We start from the raw sequence: 26,021 nt of genomic DNA on the forward strand, positions 1-26,021 counted from the left end.
CTTACGCCTTACCCACCACGCTTTCGGGAAGGTCCTTGCCGAACACGCGCTGGTAATATTCCGCCACCAGCGGCCGCTCGGCCTCGTCGCACTTGTTGAGGAACGACAGACGGAACGCAAAGCCGACATCGCCGAAGATCAGCGCGTTCTGCGCCCAGGTGATGACAGTACGCGGGCTCATCACGGTCGAGATGTCGCCATTGACGAAGCCCTTGCGGGTCATGTCGGCGACGCGGACCATGTTCTCGACGACCTTTTTGCCGTCGGGCTTGTCATATTCGCCCGACTTGGCGAGCACGATCTGTGCCTCGACCTTGGCGGGCAGGTAGTTGAGCGTGACGACGATGTTCCAGCGGTCCATCTGGCCCTGGTTGATCTGCTGCGTGCCATGATACAGCCCGCTGGTGTCGCCGAGGCCGACCGTGTTGGCGGTCGCGAACAGGCGGAACCACGGGTTCGGGCGAATCACGCGGTTCTGGTCGAGGAGCGTCAGCTTGCCCTCGGTCTCCAGCACGCGCTGGATCACGAACATCACGTCGGGGCGCCCTGCGTCATATTCGTCGAACACCAACGCGGTCGGAGTCTGGAGCGCCCAGGGCAGCAGGCCTTCGCGGAACTCGGTGATCTGCTGGCCGTCCTTCAGGACGATCGCGTCGCGGCCGATCAGATCGATACGGCTAATATGCGCGTCGAGGTTGATGCGGATGCACGGCCATTTCAGGCGCGCCGCGACCTGCTCGATGTGCGTCGACTTGCCGGTGCCGTGATAGCCCTGGACCATCACGCGACGGTTGTGCGCGAAGCCGGCCAGAACGGCGAGCGTGGTGTCCGCATCGAAGACGTACGCCGGATCAAGATCGGGGACGCGCTCGTCTGCTTCGGAGAAGGCGGGCACTTCCATGTCGGAATCGATCCCGAACATCTCGCGCACCTTCACCATGCGGTCGGGGGCGTCGAGGATCGTGGTCTCGCGGCTGTCGGGCTGGGTATTCGGGATATCGGTCATGTTGGCCTCGTGTTCCCGGTAGCTCTAGGCCAAGCGCGGGCTGTTACTCAACCGCCGCTGTACGATTGGTCGGGCGATTGACCGGATGAGTTAGACGAACCGCTCGCCAGCGAAGCGGTTCCGGCAAGCGGATCGTGAAATATCGATCAGAGTAAGTATGGATCACATTCTCGATCCGTCACTTCAGCGAAGGCTGGGATCCAGAGCCGCGATCGTAGCGCGTCTTGGCTCTGGATCCCGGGTCGAGCCCAGGATGACGGTCAGGCGAACGCCGCGGCGCCCTTCAGGTGCTGGTATGCGGCGATCACTTTCTGCAACTCCGATTCGTGCGCACGGTCGCCGCCGTTGCGATCGGGATGATAGCGGCGAACGAGTTCGCTATAGCGTTTGCGCAGCGCGGTCCGGTCCGTATCCGTGCCGAGACCCAGGACGCGCAGCGAGCGCCGCTCGCCATCGGACAGCACGCGGCCGTCCTTGCGCGCCGCCGCCATCCGCTCGCCGAAACGTGCGCCGATCGCGTCGATCGGGTCGGCGAAGTCCGCCCATTTCGGCGGGGTGTCGCCGCCGCCATGCGCGAACGCCCGCGTCTCGCGCTCCCAGCCCGCCATCGGCCGCTGCGCATGATGGATCTCGTCCGCGGTCATCCCGTCGAAGAAATTATAGCCCGCGTTGAACGCGCGGACATGCTCGAGGCAGAACCAGCGGAACTGCGGTGGCCCGCTGTCGCTCGGCCCTTCCAAAGGCGGCGCGCGAAATTCGCCCGGCTCTTCGCAATCGCGCCACATGCAGACGCGCCCCGTCCCTTCCACACGGCCGTGAAACCGCGGGCTTGGTCGCTCTTTCCGCTCTTTTCGATCGTCGTCCGCCACCGGCTCCCCGCGCTTCCAAAACGGGCTATATAGGGCGCATGACAGACCTCGCCACCGGCTCCGTACAGGACCAGATCACCGCGCGCCTCACCACCGCGCTCAGCCCCACGCACCTGACGGTCGTCAACGAGAGCGGACTCCATGCCGGCCACATGGGCGACGACGGCACCGGCGAGACGCATTTCCGCGTCGAGGTGGAAACGCCGACATTCGAAGGCCTTAACCGCGTCGCGCGTCAGCGGCTCGTGAACCAGGCGCTTGCCGAGTTGTTGAGCACAAAGATCCACGCGCTTGCCATCAAGGCCCGCGCGCCTGGGGAGATTTGATGGCGTACAAGCTCTGGTACTGGCCGTCGATCCAGGGGCGCGGCGAGTTCGTCCGGCTCGCGCTCGAAGCCGCGGAGATCGCGTATGAGGATTGCGCGCGGACGGTCGGCGAAGAGGGTTTGCTCGCCGATCTGAACGACCGCACCGGTCGCACGCCGTTCGCGCCGCCCTATCTCGAACTGGACGGCCTGGTCATCGCGCAGGTGGCCAACATCCTGATGTATCTCGGCGAACGGCATTCGATCGCGCCGTCGACCATGGCCGACCGGCTGTGGCTCAACCAGCTGCAGCTGACGATCGCGGACCTCGTCGCGGAGGTCCACAACGTCCACCATCCGGTTGCGATGATGGACTATTACGACGACCAGAAGCCCGAGGCCGCGCGCGCTGCGAAGCAGTTCCGCGAGGAGCGCCTCCCGAAGTTCCTCGGCCATTTCGAGGATGCGGCGCAGGCAAATCCGGGCGATTGGCTCATCGACCACCGATGGAGCTATGCCGACACCTCGCTGTTCCAGATCGTCGAGGGGCTGCGCTACATGTTTCCGCGGCGGATGAAGACGCTTGAGCCGGAGTATCCCAATCTTAACCGCATACACGATCAGGTCGCCGAGCTGCCGGGGATCAAGGCGTATCTGAAAAGCGACCGCCGGATCGCCTTCAACACCGACGGCATCTTCCGCCACTATCCCGAACTGGACGCCGCATGAGTCTTGGCAGCCTCCTCATAACCAACACCTCCCCGGCGAAGGCCGGGGTCCAGTTGGGGGACAGGCATAACGATGGGCAGCCCGTCGCCACATCGACCTTTCCAACTGGACCCCGGCCTTCGCCGGGGAGGTGCATCGGGCTGTGAGAACCCCGCGCCCCGCCGCGCGCATCCTGCTGGTCGACGGCGAAGACCGCGTGTTGATGTTCCGCTTCACCCCCGACGATCGCCCGCCCTTGTGGTGCACGCCCGGGGGCGCGGTCGATCCGGGCGAGAGCTACGCCGCCGCCGCCCGCCGCGAACTCTGGGAGGAGGTTGGCCTCGACATCGACTGCGGCCCCGAGGTCGCGCAGCGGACGATCGACTTCCTGACCTTCGACGGCGTCGCGGTGACCGCCGACGAACGCTATTTCCGGATCGACGTCGACCGCTGCGAGGTGAAGGCGGGCAATCTCACCGAACAGGAGAAGCAACTGCTCGTCGGTCACCGCTGGTTTTCCCGAAACGACATCGCCGCGCATGACGAAACCATCTATCCAGCAGACCTGGTCGACCTTCTCGACGCCTCGGAACCTGCCAAGGGATAGCGCACATGCTCGATGATTTCGTCCTTCAGACCATCCTGCCCTCGACGCACGATCTCGGCGGGTTCAAGGTCCACCGCACGCTGCCGAACAAGGCACGGACGATGGTCGGCCCGTTCCTGTTCTTCGACCAGATGGGCCCCGCGCATCTCGAGGTCGGTTCGGGCATCGACGTCCGCCCGCATCCGCACATCAACCTGTCGACCGTCACCTATCTGTTCGACGGCGCGATCGACCACCGCGATTCGCTCGGCACGCAGGCGCGGATCGAGCCCGGCGCGGTCAATCTGATGACCGCGGGCCACGGCATCGTCCATTCCGAACGATCGCCCGGCGACGAGCGCGCCGGGGGGCCGACCTTGTCGGGGATCCAGACCTGGCTGGCGATGCCCGAAGCGGTCGAGGAGATCGATCCCGCGTTCGAGCATGTCACCAAGGCGCAGCTGCCGGTGATCGAGGCACACGGCGCGCGATCGCGGATCATCATGGGGAGCCTCTGGGGCCAGACCGCGCCGACCACCACCTATTCGGGGACGATCTACGCCGACATCGCGCTCGATCCGGGTGCGAGCGTGCCGATCGACGCGGCGGCGGAGGAACGCGCGATCTATCTCGCGATGGGCGAGGCGACGCTGGAGGGCGTGAAGCTGGAACCGCAGGTACTCTACGTCCTGCGGCCCGGCATATCGGCAACGCTCCGCTCGGCGACCGGCGGGCGCGCGATGCTGTGCGGCGGCGATGCGTTCACGACGCCGCGCCACGTCTGGTGGAACTTCGTCAGCTCGAACCGCGACCGGATCGAACAGGCCAAGCGCGACTGGAATGCGGGTAATTTCCCGAAGGTGCCCGGTGACGAAAAGGAATGGATCGAAATCCCCGCGGTCCCGAAGACGGTCAGCTACCCCTGACCCATCCTCCCCGCCAGGGGGAGGTGGATCGCGCCTTCTTCCCCCCTCCCGCTTGCGGGAGGGGTCGGGGGAGGGCATGATCAAAGGGCGGCGCGAGCGGGTAGGCCCTCCCCTAACCCCTCCCGCCAGCGGGAGGGGAATGATGACGGATCTGCAACGCATCGCACTGTCCACCGGCGTCTCGCTCGATGTCGCGATCACCGGGGATCCGGCGAACCCGCCCGTCATCCTCCTCCACGGCTTCCCCGAATCGCACCGCACCTGGCGCGCCATCGCGCCCGACCTGTCGCGCGATCATTATGTCGTCGCGCCCGATCAACGCGGGTTCGCGCGATCGTCGAAACCCGACGGCGTCGAGAGCTACACCCCCGACAATATCGTCGCCGACCTGATCGCGCTCGCCGATCACCTCAAGATCGACCGCTTCACGCTGGTCGGTCACGACTGGGGCGGCGCGGTCGCATGGATGGCGGCGTTGCGGCACCCTGAGCGTATCGCCAGGCTCATCATCATCAACGCGCCGCACCCGCTCGTCTTCCAGCGGACGATGTTCGACGACCTGGAACAGCGCGCTGCCAGCCAGTATATCCGCGCCTTCCGCAACCCCGATCTCGAACGGCATATCGAGTCGATCGGCCTCGAAACCTTCTTCGACACCAGTTTTTCCAAGCATGCGGACCTTGCCGCGATGGCCGAGGACAAGGCCGCCTATCTCGACGAATGGGGCCAGCCGGGCGCGATCACCGGCATGCTCAACTGGTACCGCGCGAGCGCGATCGTTGTACCCGCGATGGACGAGACCCCGCCCCGCCCCGCCTTTCTCGACGCACCCTTCCCGCCGATGCGGATGCCGGTGCTGGTCATCTGGGGCATGCGCGACACCGCGCTGCTGCCGAGCCAGCTCGATCTGGCCGACTATGTGCCCGAGCTTACGATCGAAAAGGTCGATGCGGGGCATTTCGTACCTTGGGAGAAGCCCGAGGCGGTGATCGCCGCGATGCGCCGCTGGGGGATCTGAATGCCGCCAGCGCCCCTGCCATCACCTGTCTGCTTCCTGACAGCCGCATTCTGAAAGCATTCAGCGGCGAGGGAGCAAAACCCCTGTCATGCCGTTTGATACGGCGTCGAAGACAGGAGAGCAGTCATGCGTAAGATGATCCTCGCGGCCGTTGCCGCCGCCACCTTGGTTCCCACGTTCGCCACCGCGCAGAGCTACGGCGAAGTCCGCCGCGATCAGCGCGAAGTCCGCCAGAGCCAGCGCGAACTCCAGCAGGCACGCCGCTATGGCGACCGCGGCGACATCCGCGAAGCCCGCCGCGAGCTGCGCGAAGACCGTCAGGAGCGCCGCGAGGACTGGCGCGACTATCGTCGTAGCCACGCCAACGTCTATCGCCGCCCCGCCTATGTCGGCCCGCGCGGCTATCGCTATCGCCCGGTCAACGTCGGCTACCAGTTCGCGCCGAACTATTACGGCCGTCAGTACTGGATCAACGACTATCAGACGTACCGCCTCGCGCGTCCGGCTTACGGCTATCAGCGCTGGGTCCGCTACGGCCGCGACGTCGTCCTGGTCGACACGCGCAACGGCCGCGTCGCACAGGTCAACAACGGCTTCTTCTACTGAGCCGATCGATGCCGGCCGGGAGCGATCCCGGCCGGCTCAACCCTTCTCGTACGCGCCGCGCCGCATGAGGTAATCGCGCGTCTCATAGGGAGCGGAGAGCCCTTCGACCCACGCGCCATGCGCATGCGTCAGCGCCACCAGGTCCATCGCTCGTTCGCCCGGCCAACCGCGTACGCGCACCTCGTGCCGGTGCAGATCGCGATTGGGCTCCATCATCACCCAGCCCAGCGGTCGCTCGACCGTCGCGCGCGCGCCCGCCGCGTCCATCGCGATCCGGATCCGCTCGCGGGACGTCGCGGGCAGATATTGCCACACCACCGAATGCATCAGGACGCGCGTGACGCCCTCGCGCTGCGGCTGGGCCAACCGCGCCTCGACCCAGTCCGCCGCCTCGCCTTGCGCCAGATCGACGCCCCCCTCACGCACCATCGCGATCGCCGCCGCGAGCCGCGCCTGTCGCTCGACCGCATCGACCCAGACATACGCTTCGAGCCGCGCCGCGGCGGCGGGATCGTCGACATCCACCGGATGGATGTCGACGCCGCGCGTCGACTCGATCGCGACCGGCGCGGTTGGCGGTGGCGCACCCCGCCATTCGGGGTGGATCGTCACCGGCGATGCCGACGGCCCGACCGCCACGCCGCCAAGGTCGAACCGATAGCGGTCGATCAGCAGGTTGAGCCCCGCGCTCGATCCGATCTCGAGCAGCTCGAACCGTGGCCCGTATCGCTCGGCCAGGTGCAAGATCCCGGTCATCATGCCGGCGGACCGCGCCGCCTCGTTGGTCTGTGGCGGCCCGTCGAGCCACGGCAGCAAGGCCGCATCCTGCGCGACGAGCGTCGCCTTCACCGTGGCCGCAACGCGCGTCGGGTCGGTCTCCGCGCCAGAGAACACCGCCGACAGCGCCGGGTCCACACCCGCGCGGTGCAGCGCGTGCAGGCCGCCGACCAGACGCAATGCCAGCGCATCGGCGACCGGCTCGCCCGCCCAGTCGAGCGCCCGCCGTCCCGTCGCGCTGTCGCGATCGAGCGCGTGCGCCAGCGCCGTGCAGACCCGCGCCGTCACCGGCGCGTCCATCGCGGTGCAATAGCCCGCCTGGATGTCGAAGCACGCGCGGTTTGCCGGTTCATTTGCCATGTGCAGGTTGTTGCACCCGCCAAGCCCCACCCGTAAAGCCCGGCGCGTGCCTGACTCCCAGATCATTATCGCCGTCCCCAAGGGACGTATCCTCGCCGAGGCCCTGCCGCTGCTCGCGCGCGCAGGCATCCATCCCGAAGCGTCGTTCTCCGACGAGAACAGCCGCGCGCTGCGTTTCGCGACCAACGATCCGGACATCTCGCTGATCCGGGTGCGCGCGTTCGACGTGGCGACCTTCGTCGCGCACGGCGCGGCGCAGCTCGGCATCGTCGGTTCGGACGTGATCGCGGAGTTCGGCTACTCGGAACTCTACGCGCCGGTCGACCTCGGCATCGGCCACTGCCGCCTGTCAGTCGCCGAGCCCACCGCGATGGCGGCCAAGGACGATCCGCGCGGCTGGAGCCACGTCCGCGTCGCGACCAAATACCCGCACGTGACCGCGGCGCATTTCGCAGGCCGCGGCGTCCAGGCGGAGTGCGTGAAGCTCAACGGCGCGATGGAGCTGGCACCGACGCTTGGCCTCGCGCCGCGCATCGTCGACCTCGTCTCGTCGGGCCGCACGCTGCTCGAGAACGGCCTGGTCGAGGTCGAGACGATCATGGAAGTCACCAGCCGCCTCGTGGTCAACCGCGCCGCGATGAAGACGCGCGCACGGGTCGTGCCCTTGGTCGAGGCGTTCCGCCGCGCGGTCGAGTCGCAGGAGATTGCAGCATGACAGCGCTATTCTGCTCCCCTTCCCGCAAGCGGGAAGGGGCTGGGGGTTGGGCTCGCGCTATCCTCCAGCGTAACGCCCGCGGTGAGCGCGTGCCCACCCCCAACCCCTCCCGCATGCGGGAGGGGGGCAAGTGATCCGCCTTTCCACGACCGACGCGGACTTCGCGACCCGCTTCACCGCGCTCGTCGAGGACCGCCGCGAATCCGACGCCGGCGTCACGCAGGATGTCGCCGCGATCATCGCCGCCGTCCGTCGCGATGGCGAGACCGCGATCCGCGACCTCACGCACAAGCACGATCGCCACGACCTCGAGAGCACCGGCTGGCAGATCGACGCCGCCGACTGCAAGGCCGCGTTCGACGCGCTCGACCCCGAGTTGCGCACCGCGCTCGAGCTCGCCGCGACTCGCATCCGCGCCTATCACGAGAAACAGCGGCCGCTCGACAGCGACTCGGTCGACTCCGCGGGCGTCCGGCTCGGCGCGCGCTGGTTGCCGGTCGACGCCGCGGGCATCTACGTCCCCGGTGGCCGCGCCGCCTACCCCTCGTCGCTGCTGATGAACGCGATCCCCGCCAAGGTCGCGGGCGTCGGCCGTCTCGCGATGGTCACGCCGACCCCGGACGGGCAGATCAACCCGCTCGTCCTCGCCGCCGCACATCTCGCCGGGGTCGACGAAGTCTGGCGCGTCGGTGGCGCACAGGCCGTCGCCGCGCTGGCCTATGGCGCGGGCCGGATCGAACCGGTCGACGTCATCACCGGCCCCGGCAACGCCTGGGTCGCCGAAGCCAAGCGCCAGGTCTACGGCGTGGTCGGCATCGACATGGTGGCCGGGCCCTCCGAGATCGTCGTCGTTGCGGACGCGCTCAACGATCCCGAATGGACCGCCGCCGACCTGCTCAGCCAGGCCGAGCATGACGTGACGACGCAGTCGATCCTGTTCACCGACGATGCCGCCTTCGCCGACAAGGTGGCGGACGCGGTCGACCGCCAGTTGCGCGATCTTGCCACCGAAGCCGTCGCGCGCGTCGCATGGGACACCAACGGCGCGATCGTAGTCGTCGATACGCTGGCGGACGCAATCCCGCTCGTCGACCGTCTTGCCGCCGAGCATCTCCAGCTCGCCATCCCCGATCCGCAGGGCTTTTTCGACCGCATCCGCCACGCCGGCTCGGTGTTCCTCGGCCGCTACACCCCAGAAGCGATCGGCGATTACGTCGCGGGGCCGAACCATGTCCTGCCGACCGGCCGCCGTGCGCGCTTCGCCAGCGGGTTGTCGGTGCTCGACTTCATGAAGCGCACCAGCTTCCTGGCGCTCGACGAAGCCGCGTTGCGTGAACTCGGCCCCGCGACCGTCGCGCTCGCCAACGCCGAGGGCCTGCCCGCGCATGCCAAATCAGTGGCGCTGCGGCTTCGCCTCAACCACTGATTTTGTTCGCGCGGAGGCGCGGAGACGCGGAGGTGTCTACCTCGCCGCGCAGCGGCCCTCCGATCAAAGGCCAACAAGGAGATCGGAGCGGCTGCGCCGCACGCAACACCTCCGCGTCTCCGCATCTCCGCGTCTCCGCGTGAACCAATCTTCTTCGCCTAGACACAGGCGAGACGCTAAGGGCTGACACGCAAGCCCCCCGCGCGTACAGGCAACCGCTTATGTCCAGAACCGCCCCCCGCACAAAGGCGCGTGCCGCCGCGCGTCTCGCCGCCGTCCAGGCGACCTACCAGCATGAGATGGAGGGCACCGCGATGCCCGTCCTGCTCAACGAATTCCACCAGCACCGGCTCGGCGCGACGATCGAAGACGTCGAATATGCCGAGGCCGACGTCGATTTCTTCGACGACCTCGTGACCGGCGCCAACGCGCGCGCGGGCGAGATCGACGTGCTGATCGAGGGTAAGCTCGCCAAGGGCTGGACGCTCGCCCGTCTCGACAAGCCGATGAAGGCGATCATCCGCGTCGGCACGTACGAACTGCTCGCACGCAAGGACGTGCCGGTCGCCGCGGTCATCAGCGAATATGTCGACGTCGCGCATGCCTTCTACGACAAGCGCGAATCGGGCTTCGTGAACGGCCTGCTCGACGGCATCGCGAAAGAGGTTCGCGCCTGAGGAACTCCCTCTCCCCGCCGGGGAGAGGGTCGGGGTGAGGGGCTGCCAAGCAGTGCGGCGCCTGGAACGGCCCCTCACCCCAGCCCTCTCCCCGGAGGGGAGAGGGAGCAGACCATGACCGAAGCCGAGTTCATTGCCGCGCTCCGCCGCCTCCCGCTCCACCCGGCGGCGCGTAGTCTCAACGACGACACCGCGCTGCTCGACGCAGGCCCGCTCGTCGTGACCACCGACACGCTGGTCGAAGGCGTGCATTTCCTGCCCAGCGATCCGCCGCAGGACGTCGCGTGGAAGCTGGTCGCGACCAATCTCTCCGACCTTGCCGCCAAGGGGGCGATCCCCGAAGGGATCCTCCTCAACTACCCCTTGCGCGACGACGCGTGGGACCGCGCCTTTCTCGACGGGATCGCCGAGATCCTCGCGGCCTTCGACACGCGGATCATCGGTGGCGATACCGTCACGCTGCCGCCGGGCGCGCCGCGCATCCTGACCGTCACCGCATTCGGCAGCGACGCCGCCGCGCCGGCGCGGGGCGGTGCGCGCGCCGGCGATGCGCTCTACGTCACCGGCACGATCGGCGACGCCGGCGCAGGGCTCGCCATCGCGTTCGGCGAGGAAGGCCCGCCCGAACTGCTGGCTGCGTACCGGCGCCCGCAGCCCCGCCTCGCCGACGGCCGCATCCTCGCGCCGCATGTCCACGCGATGATGGACGTCTCCGACGGCCTGCTGATCGACGCCGCGCGGATGGCGCGCGCGAGCGGGCTCGCGGTGGCGATCGACTTGGCCGCCGTGCCGTTGTCGGCCGCCTATCGTGCAGTCTCGGGCGACCGGATCGCGGCGGCGACTGCGGGCGACGATTATCAGCTCCTCTTCGCCGCGCCCGAAGAGTTCGTCACGGACGCGACGCGGATCGGCGCGTTCTCGTCCGGCGCGGGCCTTACCCTCCACGACTCGGGCACGCCCGTCCCGCTCCCGGCAAGTCTAGGCTATGAGCACGCCCCGCGGGGATAACTTGCGCAATAGCCCTGCACTGATAGGCTCGTGACATCGGGACTCGGCAAAGCCGAGACCGGAGGAGGAACTGGAAAAGGGATAGCGCCGTATGACGACCGTCTATTTGGCCATGATCTGCGGCGTCATCGCCGTCCTATATGGGTTCGTCACGAGTCGACAGGTGCTCGCCGCCTCCCCCGGCAACGCCAAGATGCAGGACATCGCCGCCGCCATCCAGGAGGGCGCAAAGGCCTATCTCGGGCGCCAATATACCACGATCGCGATCGTCGGCGTCATCGTCGCGGCGATCCTGCTGTTCACGCTCGGTCGGATCTCGACGATCGGCTTCGTCATCGGCGCGGTGCTGTCGGGCGTCGCGGGCTATGTCGGGATGAACATATCCGTCCGCGCCAACGTCCGCACCGCGGAGGCCGCGCGCACGTCGCTGCAGGCCGGGCTGACGATGGCGTTCCGATCGGGCGCGGTCACCGGCATGCTCGTGGCGGGGCTCGGGCTGCTCGCGATCAGCGCGTTCTTCTGGTATCTCACCGGCCCCGCGGGCCACGCGCCCAACGACCGGATCATCGTCGAGGCACTGACCGCGCTCGCGTTCGGCGCATCGCTGATCTCGATCTTCGCGCGGTTGGGCGGCGGCATCTTCACCAAGGCGGCAGACGTCGGTGCGGATCTCGTCGGCAAGGTCGAGGCGGGCATCCCCGAGGACGACCCCCGCAACCCCGCAGTCATCGCGGATAATGTCGGCGACAATGTCGGCGACTGCGCGGGCATGGCCGCCGATCTGTTCGAGACCTATGTCGTCACGCTTGGCGTCACGATGATCTCGATCGCGCTGCTGATCCAGGCGAGCGGCGCCGAACTGATGCGGCTGATGACTCTCCCGCTGCTCGTCGGCGGCGTGTGCATCGTCACCTCGATCATCGGCACGTACATGGTCCGCCTTGGCGGCGGCAGCATCATGGGGGCGCTGTACAAGGGCTTCTTCACCTCGACGGTCCTGTCGATCCCTGCGATCTATCTCGCCACGCAATATGTGCTGGGCGACCTCCACCGCGTGATCGGCGGCGCAGGCTTCCTCGATCCCGCCACCGACGACCTGACGACGCAGGCAGCACCGTCGCTCACGCAGAGCTTCACCGGCATGGACCTGTTCTGGTCGATGATGATCGGGCTCGTCGTGACCGGGCTGATCGTGTGGATCACCGAATATTACACCGGCACCAACCATCGTCCGGTCCAGTCGATCGCCAAGGCGTCGGAGACCGGCCACGGCACCAACGTCATCCAGGGCCTCGCGATCAGCCTCGAATCGACCGCCCTACCGACGCTCGTCATCGTCGTCGCGGTGATCGTCGCCTATCAGCTCGCCGGGATCATCGGCATCGCGTTTGCCGCCACCGCGATGCTCGCGCAGGCGGGGATGGTCGTCGCGCTCGACGCGTACGGCCCCGTCACCGACAATGCCGGTGGCATTGCCGAGATGGCCGGCCTGCCCGACGACGTCCGCCAGCGGACCGACGCGCTCGACGCGGTCGGCAATACCACCAAGGCGGTGACCAAGGGCTATGCGATCGGCTCGGCGGGGCTCGCCGCGCTCGTGCTGTTCGGCGCGTACACGACCGATCTCGCGACCTATTTCCCCGACGTCACCGTCGATTTCAGCCTCAGCAATCCGTATGTCATCGTTGGGCTGCTGCTCGGCGCCTTGCTCCCGTATCTGTTCGGCGCGTTCGGGATGACCGCGGTCGGTCGTGCCGCCGGCGCGGTCGTCGAGGAAGTCCGCGAGCAGTTCCGCACCAATCCCGGCATCATGCTCGGCACCAGTCGCCCCGATTACGCGCGGACGGTGGACCTCGTGACGAAGGCGGCGATCCGCGAGATGATCGTGCCCTCGCTGCTGCCGGTGCTGTCGCCGCTCGCGGTGTATTTCATCATCACCGCAGTCGCGGGCCAGGCAGCCGGCTTCGCCTCGCTCGGCGCGATGCTGCTCGGCGTGATCGTCTCCGGTCTGTTCGTCGCGATCTCGATGACCAGCGGCGGCGGCGCGTGGGACAATGCCAAGAAATATATCGAGGACGGCCATCACGGCGGCAAGGGCAGCGAAGCGCACAAGGCCGCGATCACCGGCGACACGGTCGGCGATCCCTACAAGGACACTGCCGGCCCCGCGGTGAACCCGATGATCAAGATCACCAACATCGTGGCTTTGCTGCTGCTCGCGGCGCTGGCCGGCGGCGCAGTCGGCTGACCCGCGTGACACGGGCCGGGCGCGGCCGGGGGGATCCAGCCCTCGTGCCGCGCCCCGCCCGTCGCGAAAGAGAGGCGTAACCTCGACCGAATTCGACAGGATCCTTGCAGCACTACGGGGCCATTCCGCCTGCGCCTCTTGCCCCGGTGATCGAACGCGATAGTCTGTGCGATCGGTCGTCGGGGGATGGCCGGGGGGAGAGATGTATGACGTGGCGCATGTTTACGCTGGCTGGCGTGCTGGTTCCGGCGATGATCGCCGCACAGACCGCAGTCCCCGCACCGACACGGGACATCGCCCCCTCCACCGCACAGCCAACGCCTGCCGCAACGAACGCCCGCGTCCCAGTCGAAACCTTCGCCAAGCTCCCCGGCATCGAGAACCCGAAGATGTCGCCCGATGGTACGCGAATCGCCGCCAAGATGGCGATCGGCGGCCAGCAGGTGCTCGTCGTCGCGCCGCTGTTCCCCGGCGGCAAGATGGCCGCGGTGAAGGTCGGGGCGACCGTCGACATCAACTGGTGGCGCTGGGTCGGCGACGACTGGCTGGCGGTCGGCGTCGGTTCGCAGGACGTGCTGTACGGCGAGGACATCTATGTCACGCGCACGCTGGGCGTCAAAGCCGACATGACCAAGGTCAACCGGATCGACTGGACGCATTCCGGTGTCCGCGCGGACGACGTCTTGTGGACGGCAAGCGACGGCACGCCGCGCATCCTGCTGTCCCGACAGACCGGCATCGAAAGCGAAAGCCAATGGTATCCGCAGGTCGCCGAGGTCGATCTGTCAACCGGCCGGACGAAGACCATTGCCAGCGGCCAGAGCAACGTCTTCGACTGGTATGCCGATGGCGCGGGCGTCGTCCGGATGGGCTATCGCTATGACGACGATTCGCGAAAAAAGGCCCTGCTCTACCGCAGTACGAACCGCGATCCGTTCAAGGTGATCGCCTCCGCACGCGGCAGCCAGACCATCGTCATCCCCATGACCTTTCGCGCCGACGGCAGCGCGATCGCGAGTGATGATTCGGGGGGGCGTGATGAAATCTATGAGGTTTCGCTGCCCGATCTGAAGCTCGGGAAGAAGTTGTATGGCGCGGAGGGCTATGATGTCGACGGGATCGTCGAGAACGCGACCGGCGACGATATCGACGGCATCACGGTCACCGATCGCTTCGGCCATACGATCTGGCTGAACCCGAAGCTGAAGGAGATCCAGGACGCCGTCGACAAAGCGGTCGGCACGCGGCGCGCGCGGATCGTCTCCTGGGATCGCACCCGGTCAAAATTCCTGGTCCAGGTCGGATCGCCGTCACAGGCCGGCGCGCTGTATTTCTACGATCCCGCCAACGGATCGATGCAGCGTTATTCGTGGCAGAACACCGATCTGAAGGGGCGCATGCTGTCGCCGGTGACGACGATCCGGTACATGGCGCGCGACGGCGTCGAGATCGAGGCGCTGCTGACATTGCCGCGTGGCCGCAGCCCCAAGGCCCTGCCGCTGATCGTGTTGCCGCATGGCGGCCCGTTCGCGCGCGATTCCGAGGACTGGGACTGGTGGGCGCAATATCTGGCGGAGACCGGCTATGCGGTCGTCCAGCCCAATTATCGCGGATCCTCCGGCTATGGCACCGTCTTCGCCAGACGCGGCGAAGGGCAATGGGGCCTCAAGATGCAGGACGATCTGAACGACGCGATCATCGACCTTGCAAAGAAGGGCATCGCCGACCCGAAGCGCGTCTGCATGGCTGGCGCTTCCTATGGCGGCTATGCGGCGATGCGCGCCGCGCAGCGCGACGGCGCGCTGTATCGCTGCGCCATCTCCTATGCCGGCGTGTCCGACCTGCAGGCGATGCAGCGCTACGACGGCAAGTTCCTGTACGGCAAGACGCGCGGCGACTGGCTGAAGAAGCAGGCGCCCGATTACCGCAGCGTCTCGCCGCGGTTCGGTGCCGCCGATTTCTCGATCCCGATCCTGATCCTGCACGGCCGCGAGGACAAGCGCGTCCCGGTGAAGCAGTCGCGGATGATGGCCGCGGCGCTGAAGGAGGCGGGCAAGCCCTATGACTATATCGAACAGCCGCTCGGCGACCATCATTTCACCCGCGCCGAGGACCGACTGGAGTTCCTGAAGGCGATGGGGGCGTTCCTGGCCAAGTATAATCCGGCGTAGCCACCGCCCGGATTCTACGCGGCCACCGCCGCGAAAGCGCCAGTACGGAGCAAACCCATCGACGACGGATGCATCTCGCTTGGACGAACGCCGGTTTGCCCCGGCATCCTCCAGCGATGCGAAACCGGCCCGAAAACCATCTCTTCTACGGCGACAACCTCGCCGTCCTTCGCAAGGAAGTCGCCGACGAGAGCGTCGACCTGATCTATCTCGACCCGCCGTTCAATTCGAACGCCAATTACGGCATCCTGTTCAAGGAACCCGACGGCAAATCCTCCAACGCGCAGATCGAGGCGTTCGAGGACACCTGGCACTGGAACGAACGCGCCGAGGACGCCTTCGACCAGGTCCAGCGGAGCGGCAACACCAAGGCGTTCGACCTGCTGAACGCGATGCGCGGGTTCCTCGGCGACAACGACATGATGGCGTATCTGGCGATGATGGCGGTCCGCCTGCTCGAGTTGCACCGCGTGCTCAAACCGACCGGCAGCCTGTATCTCCACTGCGATCCGACCGCGAGCCATTATCTGAAGCTGCTGCTCGATGCGACGTTCGGGAAGCGCCATTTCCAGAACGAGATCATCTGGAGCTATCGTCGCTGGCCGTCGGTATCGCACCGCTTCCAGCGAATGCACGATTGCCTGTTGTTCTACACCAAGCGCGAATCGGGCAATTTGTTCAACACGCTCACCGTACCGCCCTCACCGAGTTCGCAAAAGCGGTGGAAGGGCGCGCTGCAGAAGGTCACGTTCACCGCGGCCGGTGTCCGCAATCCGACGCTGGAATCGGGCGTTTCGCTGGGCGTCGCGATGAACGACGTCTGGGACATTCCGATCATCGCGCCGGTCTCCAAGGAGCGGCTGGGCTATCCCACGCAGAAACCGGTGGCGCTGCTCGAACGCATCATCGCGGCGTCGTCCAACGAGGGCGACGTGGTGCTCGATCCGTTCTGCGGGTGCGGCACCGCGGTCCACGCGGCGGAAAAACTTGGTCGGCAATGGATCGGAATCGACGTCACGCACCTCGCCATCTCGCTGATCGAAAAGCGGATGAAGGACGCGTTTCCCGCCGTCACCTTTACCGTCGAAGGCACGCCGAAGGATCTCGCCTCCGCCTACGACCTCGCGCTCAGGGACAAATACCAGTTCCAGTGGTGGGCGGTGTCGATGGTCGATGCGCTGCCGTTCGGCGGCCGGAAGAAGGGCGCGGACGGCGGGATCGACGGGCTGATCTATTTCAACGACCATGACGTCGCATCGGGCAAGATGGTCACGCACCGCGCGATCGTGTCGGTAAAGGGGGGGCTCAACCCCGACACCGCGATGGTCGAGACGCTCGCCGCGACGATCGCGCGCGAAAAGGCGCCGATCGGCATCCTGATCATGAACGCCAAGCCGACGCGCGAGATGGAGCGCCGCGCCGCCGCGGTGGGGATCTACCGCGCGGGTGTCGACGAGACGTTTCCCAAGCTCCAGATCCTGACTCTCGCCGATCTGTTCCAGGGCCTGCGTCCGCGCATTCCCAATGTCGACCGCGCCGCCTTCCGTCGCGCCGCGCGGGAAGCGACCGTGTATCAGGCGAGCCTGTTGTGAGTGCGCCGGACTGTCGTGATCGCAATCGCGCCGTCATCCTGACGAAGGGTTGCATAGCGCGCCCTTGTTTCCCGCGTACCGGACGACGATATTTACAGTTCGATCAGCGGCCATGGGCATCGGGCCCGTGACCGTCCTTCGGCCGTGCTTTCCTTTTTCGCGAACCTGCGGTAAGGGCGCTCGTCCCGAAATTCCCCCAATTCAGAGATTATATTTGGCCAAGGAAGAACTGCTCGAGATGCGCGGCCGCGTGGTGGAACTCCTCCCCAACGCGATGTTCCGGGTTCAGCTCGAAAACGACCACGAGATTCTCGGTCACACCGCCGGCAAGATGCGCAAGAACCGCATCCGCGTGCTGGTCGGCGACGAGGTGCTGTGCGAACTCACACCGTATGATCTGACCAAGGGTCGCATCACCTACCGCTTCAAATAAGCGCGTGTGTGCACCCGCACCCCTGCTTAGATCATAAGGCGCGTGCCCCGGCACGCACCGCTTCATAACGAGGCACCAATGCTGGTCCTGGCCTCTTCCTCGCCCCGCCGCCGCGACCTGCTCGCGCGGCTCGGCGTCGTGCCGTCGCGCGTGGCATCCCCCGACATCGACGAGGCCCCGCGCAAGGCCGAACCACCCCGCGCCTATGCGCTGCGCCTCGCGATCGAGAAGGCCAGCGCGGTCGCGCGCGCCGAGGGCGAGATCGTGCTCGCCGGCGATACGACGATCGCGCTCGGCAGCCGTATCCTGCCCCCCGCCGACACGGTGGAGATCCAGCGCGACCTGCTCGGCAAGCTGTCCGGCCGGCGCCACCATTGCCTGTCCACGGTCTGCGTGATCGACGCGGCGGGCAAGGTGCGGACCCGGATCGCCGACACGGTCGTCGCGTTCAAGCCGCTCTCGGCCGCGGAGATCGACGCGTACATCGCGTGCGGCGAAGGGCTCGGCAAGGCCGGCGGCTATGCGATCCAGGGCCGCGCCGAGGCGTTCGTGCGCTTCCTGTCGGGCAGCCATTCGGGCGTTATCGGCCTGCCGCTGTTCGAAACGCGCGCGCTGTTGAAGACCGCTGGCGTCGCGCTTGCCTGACGCAGGGCCCGTGTGGCTCTACGAAGCCGGCATCGGCGAAGCACGCGCTGCGCTGGTGCAGGACGACCGGATTATCGAAGCCGCGATCGAGCTCGAAGACGATAGCGCGCTGAAGGTCGGCCTCGTCGCCCGCGCGCGTCTCGTCGAACTGCTGCCGGGTCGGCGTGGCCGCGTGACGCTCGATGGCGGCGACGCGCTGATCAACCACCTTCCCCCCGGAATCACGCAAGGCGCCAGCCTGACCGTCGAGATCGTCCGCGAGGCACTGCCCGAATCCGGCCGTGCCAAGCTCGCCAAGACGGTCCCGAGCGATTCGACGCCCTGCCCTGCCCCCACGCTGTACGATCGCCTCGTGGCGACCGGCCTGCCCGTCCTCAGCCCGCGCGCGCACGAATCCGATGCGCTGGAGGCAGCGGGCTGGTCGGAATTGCTCGACGAGGCGATGAGCGGCGAGATCGTCTTTCCGCTCGGCGCGCTGCGCCTGTCGCCGACGCCGGCGATGACGCTGTTCGACGTCGACGGCGCGCCGCCGCTCGATGCGCTGGCGATCGCCGCCGCGCACGCGGTTGCGCGGGCGATTCGCCGGCACGGGATCGGCGGATCGATCGGCATCGATTTTCCGACCATCGCCGGCAAGGTGCAACGCGGCGCCGTCGCCGCCGCGATCGACGAATCGCTGCCGCCCCCCTTCGAGCGCACCGCGATGAACGGCTTCGGCTTCCTGCAGATCGTCTGCCCGCGCCCGCGTGCGTCGATCCCCGAGATTTTGCGCGCCGATCCGGTCGGCGCCGCGGTGCGCGCGACGCTGCGTACGCTCGAGCGGACCCCGCCGACCGCGTCGCGCCGCCACACGCTGCCTGCCAGCGTCCACGCACGCCTCATGGCGCGCGCCGAGTGGCTGGCGGAACTCGCACGCCGCACGGGCGTCGTCCACGAACTGGAGAGCGCATGATGTCCACGACCACCACGTCCGTCAAATGCCCGATCTGCGACCAGCCCGCGGTGCCTGCGTACAAGCCGTTCTGCTCCAGCCGGCACCGCGATCGCGATCTGTTGCAGTGGCTCGGCGAAGGCTATCGCATCCCCGGACGCGCAATCTCGCAAACGGGGCTGGACAGCGCCGAAGACGCCGACTAAACGCGCCCTTCCGATCGCAAGGTCGGACCCTCTTCCGGTCCCAGACCGGACGTGCCCGGATAGCTCAGTTGGTAGAGCATGCGACTGAAAATCGCAGTGTCGGCGGTTCGACCCCGTCTCCGGGCACCATTTTTCTTCTAGCGATTTGAATGGGCGACAGCCTCGCCGGGCAGCGCCCGAGCCAGACGCTCGTACAGCCCCTCCCCGCGCGTTCTCATCACCGTACTGCCAACTCGTCGCAGTTCGCTTTGCGTGGCTCTCTATCGGCGAGTGTCGCTGACTTGCGACGACACTGTCGGGAGGGACCGCGTCGCTAACACCAGGCATGCGGTCGATCGCGTCGAGATCATCGACGACGAAACCATCACGTATGGAAGCCCGCAGGTCATGACTGGGAGAATGGAGATGTTTGTGGTGACACCACTACGCTAGCCATCCTCGGGATGGACAGTCAGCCTTCCCAATATAGTGGGAAAACTGGAGCGGGCGAAGGGATTCGAACCCTCGACCCCAACCTTGGCAAGGTTGTGCTCTACCCCTGAGCTACGCCCGCTCTGGCGCCTATGTCTCCGGTCTGAAGCGACACGGTGACTGGGTGAGGCGCGCTGTTAGCCCGGGGTTTCGAGATCGGCAAGCACCTTTTCGACTTTAATGTGAAATTCTGTCGAAACGAGATTCCGCTTGGAGACTCGACCCATAGAACATTACAAGAACACCGTGAACGAGTCGTCCGCCCTGATCGCCCGCCTCAAGCGGATCGCCACGATGGGAATGCCGATTCAGGCCGACGACCGGTCCGCCGATAGTTGGCTGGCACAGGGTATGCCGCCCGCGCAGCTGCACGAGGTTTTCGCGACGATGGACGACGCCGCCTGCGGTGCGGGGTTCGCGGTCGCCTGTGCGCTGGTGGGCGGTGCGGCGCCGGTGATGTGGCTGCGTACCGAGGCGAGCGAGCGCCAGGGCGGACGGCTGCATGCCGGCGGGCTGGTCGAGATCGGTCTCGACGTGTCGTCGCTGGTGCTGGGCGTGGTCGAGGACGAGGCGAGCCTGTTGCGCGCCGCGGCCGATGCCGCGCGGTGCCCCGGATTGGGGATGCTGCTGATCGAATCCTGGGGTCGGGCGCCCAAGATCGACCTGACCGCGACGCGGCGGCTGATGCTGGCGGCCGAGGCATCGGGCGTGACGATCCTGAGCCTGCGGATCGGTGCCGACCCGGTCCCGAGCGCGGCGGCGACGCGCTGGCAGGTCGGCGCGCTTCGCTCGCGGCCGCTGGAGGCCGATGCACCGGGCAAGCCTGCCTTCAATATCGAATTGCTGCGTCGACGCGGAGGCCAGGCCGGGCTTCGCTGGCGTGTGGAGTGGGACCGTGACACGTATATCTTCAACAAACTCGCTGCTGAAACCGCCGCCGGCGACACCGCAGACGCCCCGCTCGCCGTCGTCCCGATCGGAGCCGGGGATCCCGCGGCGCTATCTCGCGCTGGTGTTTCCGTGGCTGCCGATCGAGCGGCTGCGGACGATGCGGCCGCATCTGTTCGTCGGACGGGATGAGACCCCGGTCGCCTTTGTCGAGACGGTGGCGGGCGGAATCCGGCTGAAGGCGCTCGACCGCGCGGCGGTGCGCGCGGGGCTGGAGCCGGGGCTGACGCTGGCGGATGCGCGCGCGCGCGTTCCCGAGCTCGAAGTCTATGACCATGATTCGCATGCCGATCACGAATGGCTCGAGCGGCTGGCCGACGGGTGCCAGCGCTATACGCCCTCGGTCGCGCTCGACGCGCCCGACGGGCTGATCCTCGATATCGCCGGGTGCGTGCACGAGTTCGAGGGCGAGCGCCGGCTTGCCGCCGATCTCGAGGACCGGCTGGCGCGGCGCGGGCTGCTGGTACGCCACGCGTTCGGCGACACGCCCGATACGGCGCGCGCGCTGGCACGCTATGCCGGTGCGCCCGCCCCCGATGAAAAGCGCGCGGTCAAGCGGTTGCCGGTCGCCGCACTCGGGCTCGACGAGGATGCGACGACGGCGTTGTGCCGGGCCGGGCTGAAGACGGTCGGCGACGTGATGGCGCGCCCGCTGAGCGTCATCGCCGCGCGGTTCGGCGAGGAGGCGGCGATGATGATCCGCCGGCTCGACGGATCGGTGAAGGGGCCGATCGTCGCGCGGCGCACCGTGGCCAAAATCGGCGTCGAGCGCCGCTTTGCCGAACCGATCACGCGGACCGACTATGCGCTGGAGATACTGGCCGAACTGGCGGCCGAGGCGAACGTCCAGTTGACCGAGCGCCATGAAGGCGGCCGGCGCTGGGAAGCGCGGCTGTTCCGGGCGGACGGCCTGGTCCAGCGGTTGCGCATCGAGACGGGCCAGCCGACGCGCGACGTGGCGCTGCTGATGCGGCTGTTCCGCGAGCGGATCGACAGCCTGGCCGATCCGCTCGATCCCGGGTTCGGCTACGACCTGCTCCGGCTCGACGTCGCGCTCGCCGAGACGCTCGATGCGTCGCAGTTGAAGCTGGAGGGCGGCGAGGCGCAGCGGGGCGATGTCGCGCAGCTCGTCGACCAGCTCAGCACGCGGCTGGGCCGGACTCGCGTACGCCGGTTCTCGGCGCGCGACAGCCATATTCCCGAACAGGCCGAGCTGATGCTGCCGGCGGCCGAGACCCCTGCCCCGACCGCATGGATCACCCCCGAAAAGGGCGAGCCCCCGCTCCGTCCGATCTATCTGTTCGATCCGCCGCAGCCGATCGAATCGATGATGTCCGAGGTCCCCGACGGACCGCCGCACCGCTTTCGCTGGCGCCGCACCGTCCACGACGTCGCGCATAGCGAGGGGCCGGAGCGGATCGCGGGCGAATGGTGGCGGCGCGAGGATATCCCGACGCGCGATTATTACCGCATCGAGGACCGGCGCGGCCGCCGCTTCTGGATCTTCCGCCACGGGCTGTATTCGGAGGTGGAGACGCCGCGCTGGTATCTCCACGGCCTGTTCGCGTGATGCGTATCGATCGCCTCGCACCATGACCCGCTTCGCCGAACTGGTCGCGGCGACCAATTTCTCGTTCCTCGACGGGGCCAGTGATGCGGGCGCGATGGTCGGCCGCGCGGTGGAGCTCGGGCTCGGCGGGATCGGGATCGCTGATCGCAACACCGTGGCGGGCGTGGTCCGCGCGCATCAGGCGTTGAAAAAGGCCCGCGACGGTTTGCTGGGCATGGCGATGCCGCCGATCGACTTCCGGCTGGTGGTCGGCGCGCGGCTCGTGTTCGAGGACGGGACGCCGGACATCGTCGCCTATCCCGCGACTCGAGTCGGCTGGGGGCGGCTGACCCGGTTGCTGACGGTCGGCAATCGCCGTGCGGAGAAGGGCGGTTGCATCCTCGGGCTCGGCGACCTGATCGCGCATTACGCGGACATGATGCTGGTGGTGATGCCGAAGAGCAGCGCGCGCGGTGCGACGCCGGTGTCGCCACTGCCGGAGGGCGATGCGCTGCCCGAACGCCGCGAGCGCGACCTGCCGACGGTGCTCCAGGCGGTGAAGCGACTGGGCGCGGACTCGGTCTGGCTCGGCGTGACGATGCCGCGCGGCGGTCGCGATCGGCGGCGGCTGGCACAGTTCGGGCGGATTGCGGATGCGGCAGGCGTCCCCGTGCTGGCCACGACGGACGCGCTCTATGCCTATCCCGACGATCGCGACCTGCACGACGTCGTCACCTGCATCCGCGAGCGCACGACGATCCACAAGGCGGGGCGGCTGCTCGCGGCGAACGGCGAGCGGCATCTGAAGCCCGAGGAGGAGATCGTGCGGCTGTTCCGCGATCGCCCCGACGCGGTGGCGCAGAGCGCGCGTCTGCTGCGCCGAATCGCCTTCACGCTCGACGACCTGAAATACGAATATCCGCACGAGCCGATTCCGGCGGGGTGGGACGCGCAGGCGTGGCTCGAGCATCTCGTCTGGCAGATCGCGCTCGACCGCTACGACTATCTCGTGCCGGCCAAGATGCTGAAGCTTTTGTACGAGGAGTTCGTGCTGATCCGCGAGCGCAAATACGCCTATTATTTCCTGACGGTGCACGACATCGTCCGGTTCGCGCGCGCGCAGGATCCGCCGATCCTGTGCCAGGGGCGCGGCTCGGCGGCCAATTCTGTCGTGTGTTACCTGCTCGGCGTCACCTCGGTCGATCCGATGAAATACGACCTGCTCTTCTCGCGGTTCGTCTCGAGCGAGCGCGACGAGCCGCCCGATATCGATGTCGATTTCGAGCATGAGCGGCGCGAGGAGGTGATGCAGTATATCTATCGCCGCTATGGCCGCGAGCGCGCCGCGATCGCCGCGACCGTCATCCATTACCGCCCCAAGAGCACGGTGCGCGAGGTCGGCAAGGCGCTGGGCCTGACCGAAGACGTGACGCAGCGGCTGACGAGCACGGTGTGGGGCAGTTTCTCGAGCCGGTTCCAGGAACAGCGCTTTGCCGAAACCGGGTTCGACATCGACAACCCGGAGATCGCGCGGCTCCGCGGGATGGTCGACCGGCTGCTCGAATTCCCGCGCCATCTGTCGCAGCATGTCGGCGGGTTCGTGCTGACGCAGGGGCGGCTCGACGAGATGGTGCCGATCCATAACGGCGCGATGGAGGACCGCACCTTCATCGAATGGGACAAGGACGATATCGACGCGCTCGGGCTGATGAAGGTCGATATCCTCGCGCTCGGGATGCTCACCTGTATCCGCAAAAGCTTCGACCTGATGCGCGAGCACGGCCACGGCGATCACCTGCTCGACACGATCGCGGTCGCCGAGGATCCGCGCGTCTACGACATGCTGTGCAAGGGCGACAGCATCGGCGTGTTCCAGGTCGAGAGCCGCGCGCAGATCAACATGCTGCCGAGGCTCCGCCCGCGCGTGCTGTACGACCTGGTCGTGCAGGTCGCGATCGTCCGGCCGGGACCGATCGAGGGCGACATGGTCCATCCCTATCTCCGGCGACGCAGCGGCAAGGAGAAGGTCGAGTTCCCGTCGCCCGATCCGAAGTTCGGGCCGCCCGACGAATTGCAGCAATTGCTGCGCTTCACCTACGGCGTGCCGCTGTTCCAGGAACAGGCGATGAAGCTGGCGATCGTCGCGGCGGGGTTCACGCCGAACGAGGCGAACCAGCTGCGCAAGTCGATGGCGACGTTCCGCAAGGTGGGCGGCATGGACAATTTCCAGGCCAAGCTGGTCGGCGGGATGGTCGCGCGCGGTTATCAGGCGGAGTTTGCCGAGCGGTGTTTCAAGCAGATCGAGGGGTTCGGGTCGTACGGATTCCCGGAGAGCCATGCGCTGTCGTTCGCGCGGCTGGTCTATGTGTCGTCGTGGATCAAATGCTTCCACCCCGCGGTGTTCTGCTGCGCGCTGCTCAATTCGCAGCCGATGGGGTTTTATGCGCCCGCGCAACTCGTGCGCGATGCGGTGGAGCACGGCGTGACCGTGCTGCCGGTCGATGTGAATGCGAGCGGATGGGACAATGTTCTCGAATCCTCCCCGGCACGGGGAGGGGGACCACGCGAAGCGGGGTGGAGGGGGGCTTCCGCAGACGGATCGCTTGCGTCTGCCACTGTTACAGACGGTGCGTTTGCGTCTGCCACTGTTACAGACGGCGCGATTGTGGATGCCACCCTTCCAGGCGGGACGTTTGCGGCGCGCCCCCTCCACCATCCTGCGGATGGTTCCCCTCCCCGTTCCGGGGAGGATTTGCGGCTTGGATTCCGGCAGGTCGATGGGTTCCGTCAGGACTGGGCCGACGAGATCGTCCGCGTTCGGACCACGCCGTTCGCCAGCATCGAGGACCTCGCGCGCCGCGCGAACCTGCCGCAGCGGGCGATGAACCTGCTCGCGGATGCCGACGCGTTCCGGTCGGTCGCCAAGCCGCGGCGCGAGGCATTGTGGGATGTGCGCCGGACGCCGCCCAAGCAGCTCGCGCTGTTCGCCGCGGCGGAGGTGCCCGAGCTTGGCGAGGAGCCCGACGCGCATCTGCCGGCGATGCCGCTGTCCGAACAGGTGGCCGCGGATTACCAGACGACGCGGCTGTCGTTGAAGGCGCATCCGATGAGCTTTCTGCGCGCGCGGTTCGCAGCGGAAGGCATCCTGTCCAGCGCGCAGGCCAACGCCACCAAGGACGGACGCCGCGCGAAGGTCGCGGGCGTGGTGCTGGTCCGCCAGCGCCCGGGCAAGGGCAACGCGATCTTCGTGACGATCGAGGACGAGACCGGGATCACCAACGGGCTGATGTGGGCGCGCGATTTCGAGGCGAACCGGCGCGCGGTGATGGCGTCGCGGCTGATGGTGCTGGAGGGCGTGATCCAGCGCAGCGAGGAAGGCGTCACGCACCTGATGACCGCGCGCGTGCAGGACCGCAGCGACATGCTGCGGCTGTTGTCGGAGGATCACGCGATGGAGCCGCCGCTGGCGCGCGTCGACGAGGTGATCCGGCCGGTGCTGACGCGGAGTCCGGACGCTCGCGCGCACCACCCGCGCGCGACACACCCTCGCGATGTGCGCGTCCTGCCCAAGTCGCGCGACTTTCATTGATGGCGTGGCCAGTGCTGCAACCAACCCCCAGCTTCCCGCCGTCACCCCAGCATAAGCTGGGGTCGCATGGTGTGGCGCTCGTCACGTGCCACGTGACATACCCCAGCTTTCGCTGGGGTGACGGGTTTGGGACGGTAGATGCCGCGACGGCCGGGCGCGCATTGTCCTTTGCCCGCGACATTCTGAAAGCTGGCATTCGCGGCGTCCGCCCCCCAAATAGCGCATCTGGATTACACGGGAGTTGAACTTGGC

The 26,021-nt window shown here is 67.3% G+C and carries 23 protein-coding genes and 2 tRNA genes; 21 read left to right on the forward strand and 4 right to left on the reverse strand.

The window, feature by feature from the left end; genetic code table 11:
* Position 1: 1 nt before the first annotated feature.
* The gene (gene cobS, locus C8J26_RS00680; RefSeq protein WP_055874633.1) at positions 2–1,006 is read right to left on the reverse strand and encodes a cobaltochelatase subunit CobS; all 1,005 of its coding nucleotides are present in this window, start codon (positions 1,004–1,006) and stop codon (positions 2–4) included.
* Positions 1,007–1,266: 260 nt separating this feature from the next.
* A complete protein-coding gene (locus C8J26_RS00685) occupies positions 1,267–1,791 on the reverse strand; it encodes a J domain-containing protein (RefSeq protein ID WP_107956340.1) in 525 nt (174 codons plus the stop codon).
* Positions 1,792–1,913: 122 nt separating this feature from the next.
* On the opposite strand from C8J26_RS00685, the gene C8J26_RS00690 reads away from it, so the two are divergent.
* From C8J26_RS00690 to C8J26_RS00715, 6 genes are all read left to right on the forward strand, one after another.
* Positions 1,914–2,201 (forward strand): BolA family protein, encoded by a 288-nt coding sequence (locus C8J26_RS00690; protein ID WP_107956341.1) that lies wholly within the window; start codon positions 1,914–1,916, stop codon positions 2,199–2,201.
* Entirely contained in the window at positions 2,201–2,908 is a 708-nt protein-coding gene (locus tag C8J26_RS00695) for a glutathione S-transferase (protein WP_107956342.1), read from the forward strand. The genes C8J26_RS00690 and C8J26_RS00695 overlap by 1 nt, the downstream gene beginning before the upstream one ends.
* A 202-nt stretch (positions 2,909–3,110) precedes the next feature.
* Complete coding sequence (locus C8J26_RS00700) at positions 3,111–3,494, forward strand: NUDIX hydrolase (protein WP_416366555.1); 384 nt, start codon at positions 3,111–3,113, stop codon at positions 3,492–3,494.
* Between the two features lie 5 nt (positions 3,495–3,499).
* Positions 3,500–4,399 (forward strand): pirin family protein, encoded by a 900-nt coding sequence (locus C8J26_RS00705; protein WP_107956344.1) that lies wholly within the window; start codon positions 3,500–3,502, stop codon positions 4,397–4,399.
* Between the two features lie 142 nt (positions 4,400–4,541).
* Complete coding sequence (locus tag C8J26_RS00710) at positions 4,542–5,417, forward strand: alpha/beta fold hydrolase (protein ID WP_107956989.1); 876 nt, start codon at positions 4,542–4,544, stop codon at positions 5,415–5,417.
* A gap of 126 nt (positions 5,418–5,543) precedes the next feature.
* Positions 5,544–6,023 carry an RcnB family protein gene (locus C8J26_RS00715; protein WP_107956345.1) on the forward strand — a complete coding sequence of 160 codons (480 nt, stop codon included), beginning with the start codon at positions 5,544–5,546 and terminating at the stop codon, positions 6,021–6,023.
* A 36-nt stretch (positions 6,024–6,059) separates the two neighbouring features.
* On the opposite strand, the gene C8J26_RS00720 is transcribed toward C8J26_RS00715, so the two are convergent.
* Complete coding sequence (locus C8J26_RS00720; protein ID WP_107956990.1) at positions 6,060–7,160, reverse strand: DUF2332 domain-containing protein; 1,101 nt, start codon at positions 7,158–7,160, stop codon at positions 6,060–6,062.
* Between the two features lie 46 nt (positions 7,161–7,206).
* Here C8J26_RS00720 and hisG point away from each other — a divergent pair, with 46 nt between their 5' ends.
* The 12 genes from hisG (at position 7,207) to C8J26_RS00780 (ending at position 19,341) form a co-directional block, all read left to right on the forward strand.
* The gene (gene hisG, locus C8J26_RS00725; protein WP_207223200.1) at positions 7,207–7,875 is read left to right on the forward strand and encodes an ATP phosphoribosyltransferase; all 669 of its coding nucleotides are present in this window, start codon (positions 7,207–7,209) and stop codon (positions 7,873–7,875) included.
* A gap of 130 nt (positions 7,876–8,005) precedes the next feature.
* Positions 8,006–9,301, forward strand: coding sequence for a histidinol dehydrogenase (hisD, locus tag C8J26_RS00730; protein WP_107956346.1), 1,296 nt, complete (start codon positions 8,006–8,008; stop codon positions 9,299–9,301).
* Between the two features lie 221 nt (positions 9,302–9,522).
* The gene (nusB, locus tag C8J26_RS00735) at positions 9,523–9,978 is read left to right on the forward strand and encodes a transcription antitermination factor NusB (RefSeq protein ID WP_107956347.1); all 456 of its coding nucleotides are present in this window, start codon (positions 9,523–9,525) and stop codon (positions 9,976–9,978) included.
* A gap of 114 nt (positions 9,979–10,092) precedes the next feature.
* Positions 10,093–10,986, forward strand: a complete 894-nt coding sequence (thiL, locus tag C8J26_RS00740; RefSeq protein WP_107956348.1) for a thiamine-phosphate kinase — start codon at positions 10,093–10,095, stop codon at positions 10,984–10,986.
* 91 nt (positions 10,987–11,077) lie between these two features.
* Entirely contained in the window at positions 11,078–13,234 is a 2,157-nt protein-coding gene (locus C8J26_RS00745) for a sodium-translocating pyrophosphatase (protein WP_107956349.1), read from the forward strand.
* A gap of 206 nt (positions 13,235–13,440) precedes the next feature.
* Positions 13,441–15,405, forward strand: a complete 1,965-nt coding sequence (locus tag C8J26_RS00750; protein WP_107956350.1) for an alpha/beta hydrolase family protein — start codon at positions 13,441–13,443, stop codon at positions 15,403–15,405.
* A 116-nt stretch (positions 15,406–15,521) separates the two neighbouring features.
* Positions 15,522–16,997, forward strand: a complete 1,476-nt coding sequence (locus C8J26_RS00755) for a DNA-methyltransferase (RefSeq protein ID WP_107956351.1) — start codon at positions 15,522–15,524, stop codon at positions 16,995–16,997.
* 214 nt (positions 16,998–17,211) lie between these two features.
* Positions 17,212–17,430, forward strand: a complete 219-nt coding sequence (gene infA, locus C8J26_RS00760; protein ID WP_031441079.1) for a translation initiation factor IF-1 — start codon at positions 17,212–17,214, stop codon at positions 17,428–17,430.
* A gap of 78 nt (positions 17,431–17,508) precedes the next feature.
* A complete protein-coding gene (locus C8J26_RS00765; RefSeq protein ID WP_107956352.1) occupies positions 17,509–18,075 on the forward strand; it encodes a Maf family protein in 567 nt (188 codons plus the stop codon).
* Entirely contained in the window at positions 18,068–19,027 is a 960-nt protein-coding gene (locus tag C8J26_RS00770) for a ribonuclease (protein ID WP_107956353.1), read from the forward strand. Before C8J26_RS00765 ends, C8J26_RS00770 begins: the two co-directional genes overlap by 8 nt.
* Positions 19,027–19,212, forward strand: a complete 186-nt coding sequence (locus tag C8J26_RS00775; RefSeq protein WP_107956354.1) for a DNA gyrase inhibitor YacG — start codon at positions 19,027–19,029, stop codon at positions 19,210–19,212. The genes C8J26_RS00770 and C8J26_RS00775 overlap by 1 nt, the downstream gene beginning before the upstream one ends.
* Positions 19,213–19,265: 53 nt before the next feature.
* Positions 19,266–19,341, forward strand: a tRNA-Phe gene (locus C8J26_RS00780).
* Between the two features lie 349 nt (positions 19,342–19,690).
* Here C8J26_RS00780 and C8J26_RS00785 read toward each other — a convergent pair.
* Positions 19,691–19,765: transfer RNA gene (locus tag C8J26_RS00785), tRNA-Gly, on the reverse strand.
* Between the two features lie 128 nt (positions 19,766–19,893).
* Between C8J26_RS00785 and C8J26_RS00790 the strand changes: the two genes are divergently transcribed.
* From C8J26_RS00790 to C8J26_RS00800, 3 genes are read left to right on the forward strand one after another with little or no spacing between them, the layout of a single operon-like run.
* Positions 19,894–20,763, forward strand: a complete 870-nt coding sequence (locus C8J26_RS00790) for an ImuA family protein (protein ID WP_244185099.1) — start codon at positions 19,894–19,896, stop codon at positions 20,761–20,763.
* Positions 20,732–22,201 carry a Y-family DNA polymerase gene (locus tag C8J26_RS00795; protein WP_244185166.1) on the forward strand — a complete coding sequence of 490 codons (1,470 nt, stop codon included), beginning with the start codon at positions 20,732–20,734 and terminating at the stop codon, positions 22,199–22,201. Before C8J26_RS00790 ends, C8J26_RS00795 begins: the two co-directional genes overlap by 32 nt.
* Positions 22,202–22,223: 22 nt before the next feature.
* Positions 22,224–25,769, forward strand: a complete 3,546-nt coding sequence (locus tag C8J26_RS00800) for an error-prone DNA polymerase (RefSeq protein WP_107956356.1) — start codon at positions 22,224–22,226, stop codon at positions 25,767–25,769.
* Positions 25,770–26,021: the final 252 nt, after the last annotated feature.

The sequence above is a fragment of the Sphingomonas aurantiaca genome (genome assembly GCF_003050705.1).
GTDB classification, from domain to species: domain Bacteria; phylum Pseudomonadota; class Alphaproteobacteria; order Sphingomonadales; family Sphingomonadaceae; genus Sphingomonas; species Sphingomonas aurantiaca.

Excerpts from the sequence above, each read along its gene's own strand:
- C8J26_RS00710 (WP_107956989.1), top strand. The coding sequence starts at position 4,542 with ATGACGGATCTGCAACGCATCGCACTGTCCACCGGCGTCTCGCTCGAT.
- thiL (WP_107956348.1), top strand. The coding sequence starts at position 10,093 with ATGACCGAAGCCGAGTTCATTGCCGCGCTCCGCCGCCTCCCGCTCCAC.
- C8J26_RS00750 (WP_107956350.1), top strand. The coding sequence starts at position 13,441 with ATGACGTGGCGCATGTTTACGCTGGCTGGCGTGCTGGTTCCGGCGATG.
- C8J26_RS00765 (WP_107956352.1), top strand. The coding sequence starts at position 17,509 with ATGCTGGTCCTGGCCTCTTCCTCGCCCCGCCGCCGCGACCTGCTCGCG.
- C8J26_RS00745 (WP_107956349.1), top strand. The coding sequence starts at position 11,078 with ATGACGACCGTCTATTTGGCCATGATCTGCGGCGTCATCGCCGTCCTA.
- C8J26_RS00755 (WP_107956351.1), top strand. The coding sequence starts at position 15,522 with ATGCGAAACCGGCCCGAAAACCATCTCTTCTACGGCGACAACCTCGCC.
- C8J26_RS00700 (WP_416366555.1), top strand. The coding sequence starts at position 3,111 with ATGTTCCGCTTCACCCCCGACGATCGCCCGCCCTTGTGGTGCACGCCC.
- C8J26_RS00685 (WP_107956340.1), bottom strand. The coding sequence starts at position 1,791 with ATGTGGCGCGATTGCGAAGAGCCGGGCGAATTTCGCGCGCCGCCTTTG.
- C8J26_RS00720 (WP_107956990.1), bottom strand. The coding sequence starts at position 7,160 with ATGGCAAATGAACCGGCAAACCGCGCGTGCTTCGACATCCAGGCGGGC.
- C8J26_RS00695 (WP_107956342.1), top strand. The coding sequence starts at position 2,201 with ATGGCGTACAAGCTCTGGTACTGGCCGTCGATCCAGGGGCGCGGCGAG.
- C8J26_RS00705 (WP_107956344.1), top strand. The coding sequence starts at position 3,500 with ATGCTCGATGATTTCGTCCTTCAGACCATCCTGCCCTCGACGCACGAT.
- C8J26_RS00690 (WP_107956341.1), top strand. The coding sequence starts at position 1,914 with ATGACAGACCTCGCCACCGGCTCCGTACAGGACCAGATCACCGCGCGC.
- C8J26_RS00795 (WP_244185166.1), top strand. The coding sequence starts at position 20,732 with ATGCGGCCGCATCTGTTCGTCGGACGGGATGAGACCCCGGTCGCCTTT.
- nusB (WP_107956347.1), top strand. The coding sequence starts at position 9,523 with ATGTCCAGAACCGCCCCCCGCACAAAGGCGCGTGCCGCCGCGCGTCTC.
- C8J26_RS00715 (WP_107956345.1), top strand. The coding sequence starts at position 5,544 with ATGCGTAAGATGATCCTCGCGGCCGTTGCCGCCGCCACCTTGGTTCCC.
- C8J26_RS00800 (WP_107956356.1), top strand. The coding sequence starts at position 22,224 with ATGACCCGCTTCGCCGAACTGGTCGCGGCGACCAATTTCTCGTTCCTC.
- cobS (WP_055874633.1), bottom strand. The coding sequence starts at position 1,006 with ATGACCGATATCCCGAATACCCAGCCCGACAGCCGCGAGACCACGATC.
- C8J26_RS00775 (WP_107956354.1), top strand. The coding sequence starts at position 19,027 with ATGTCCACGACCACCACGTCCGTCAAATGCCCGATCTGCGACCAGCCC.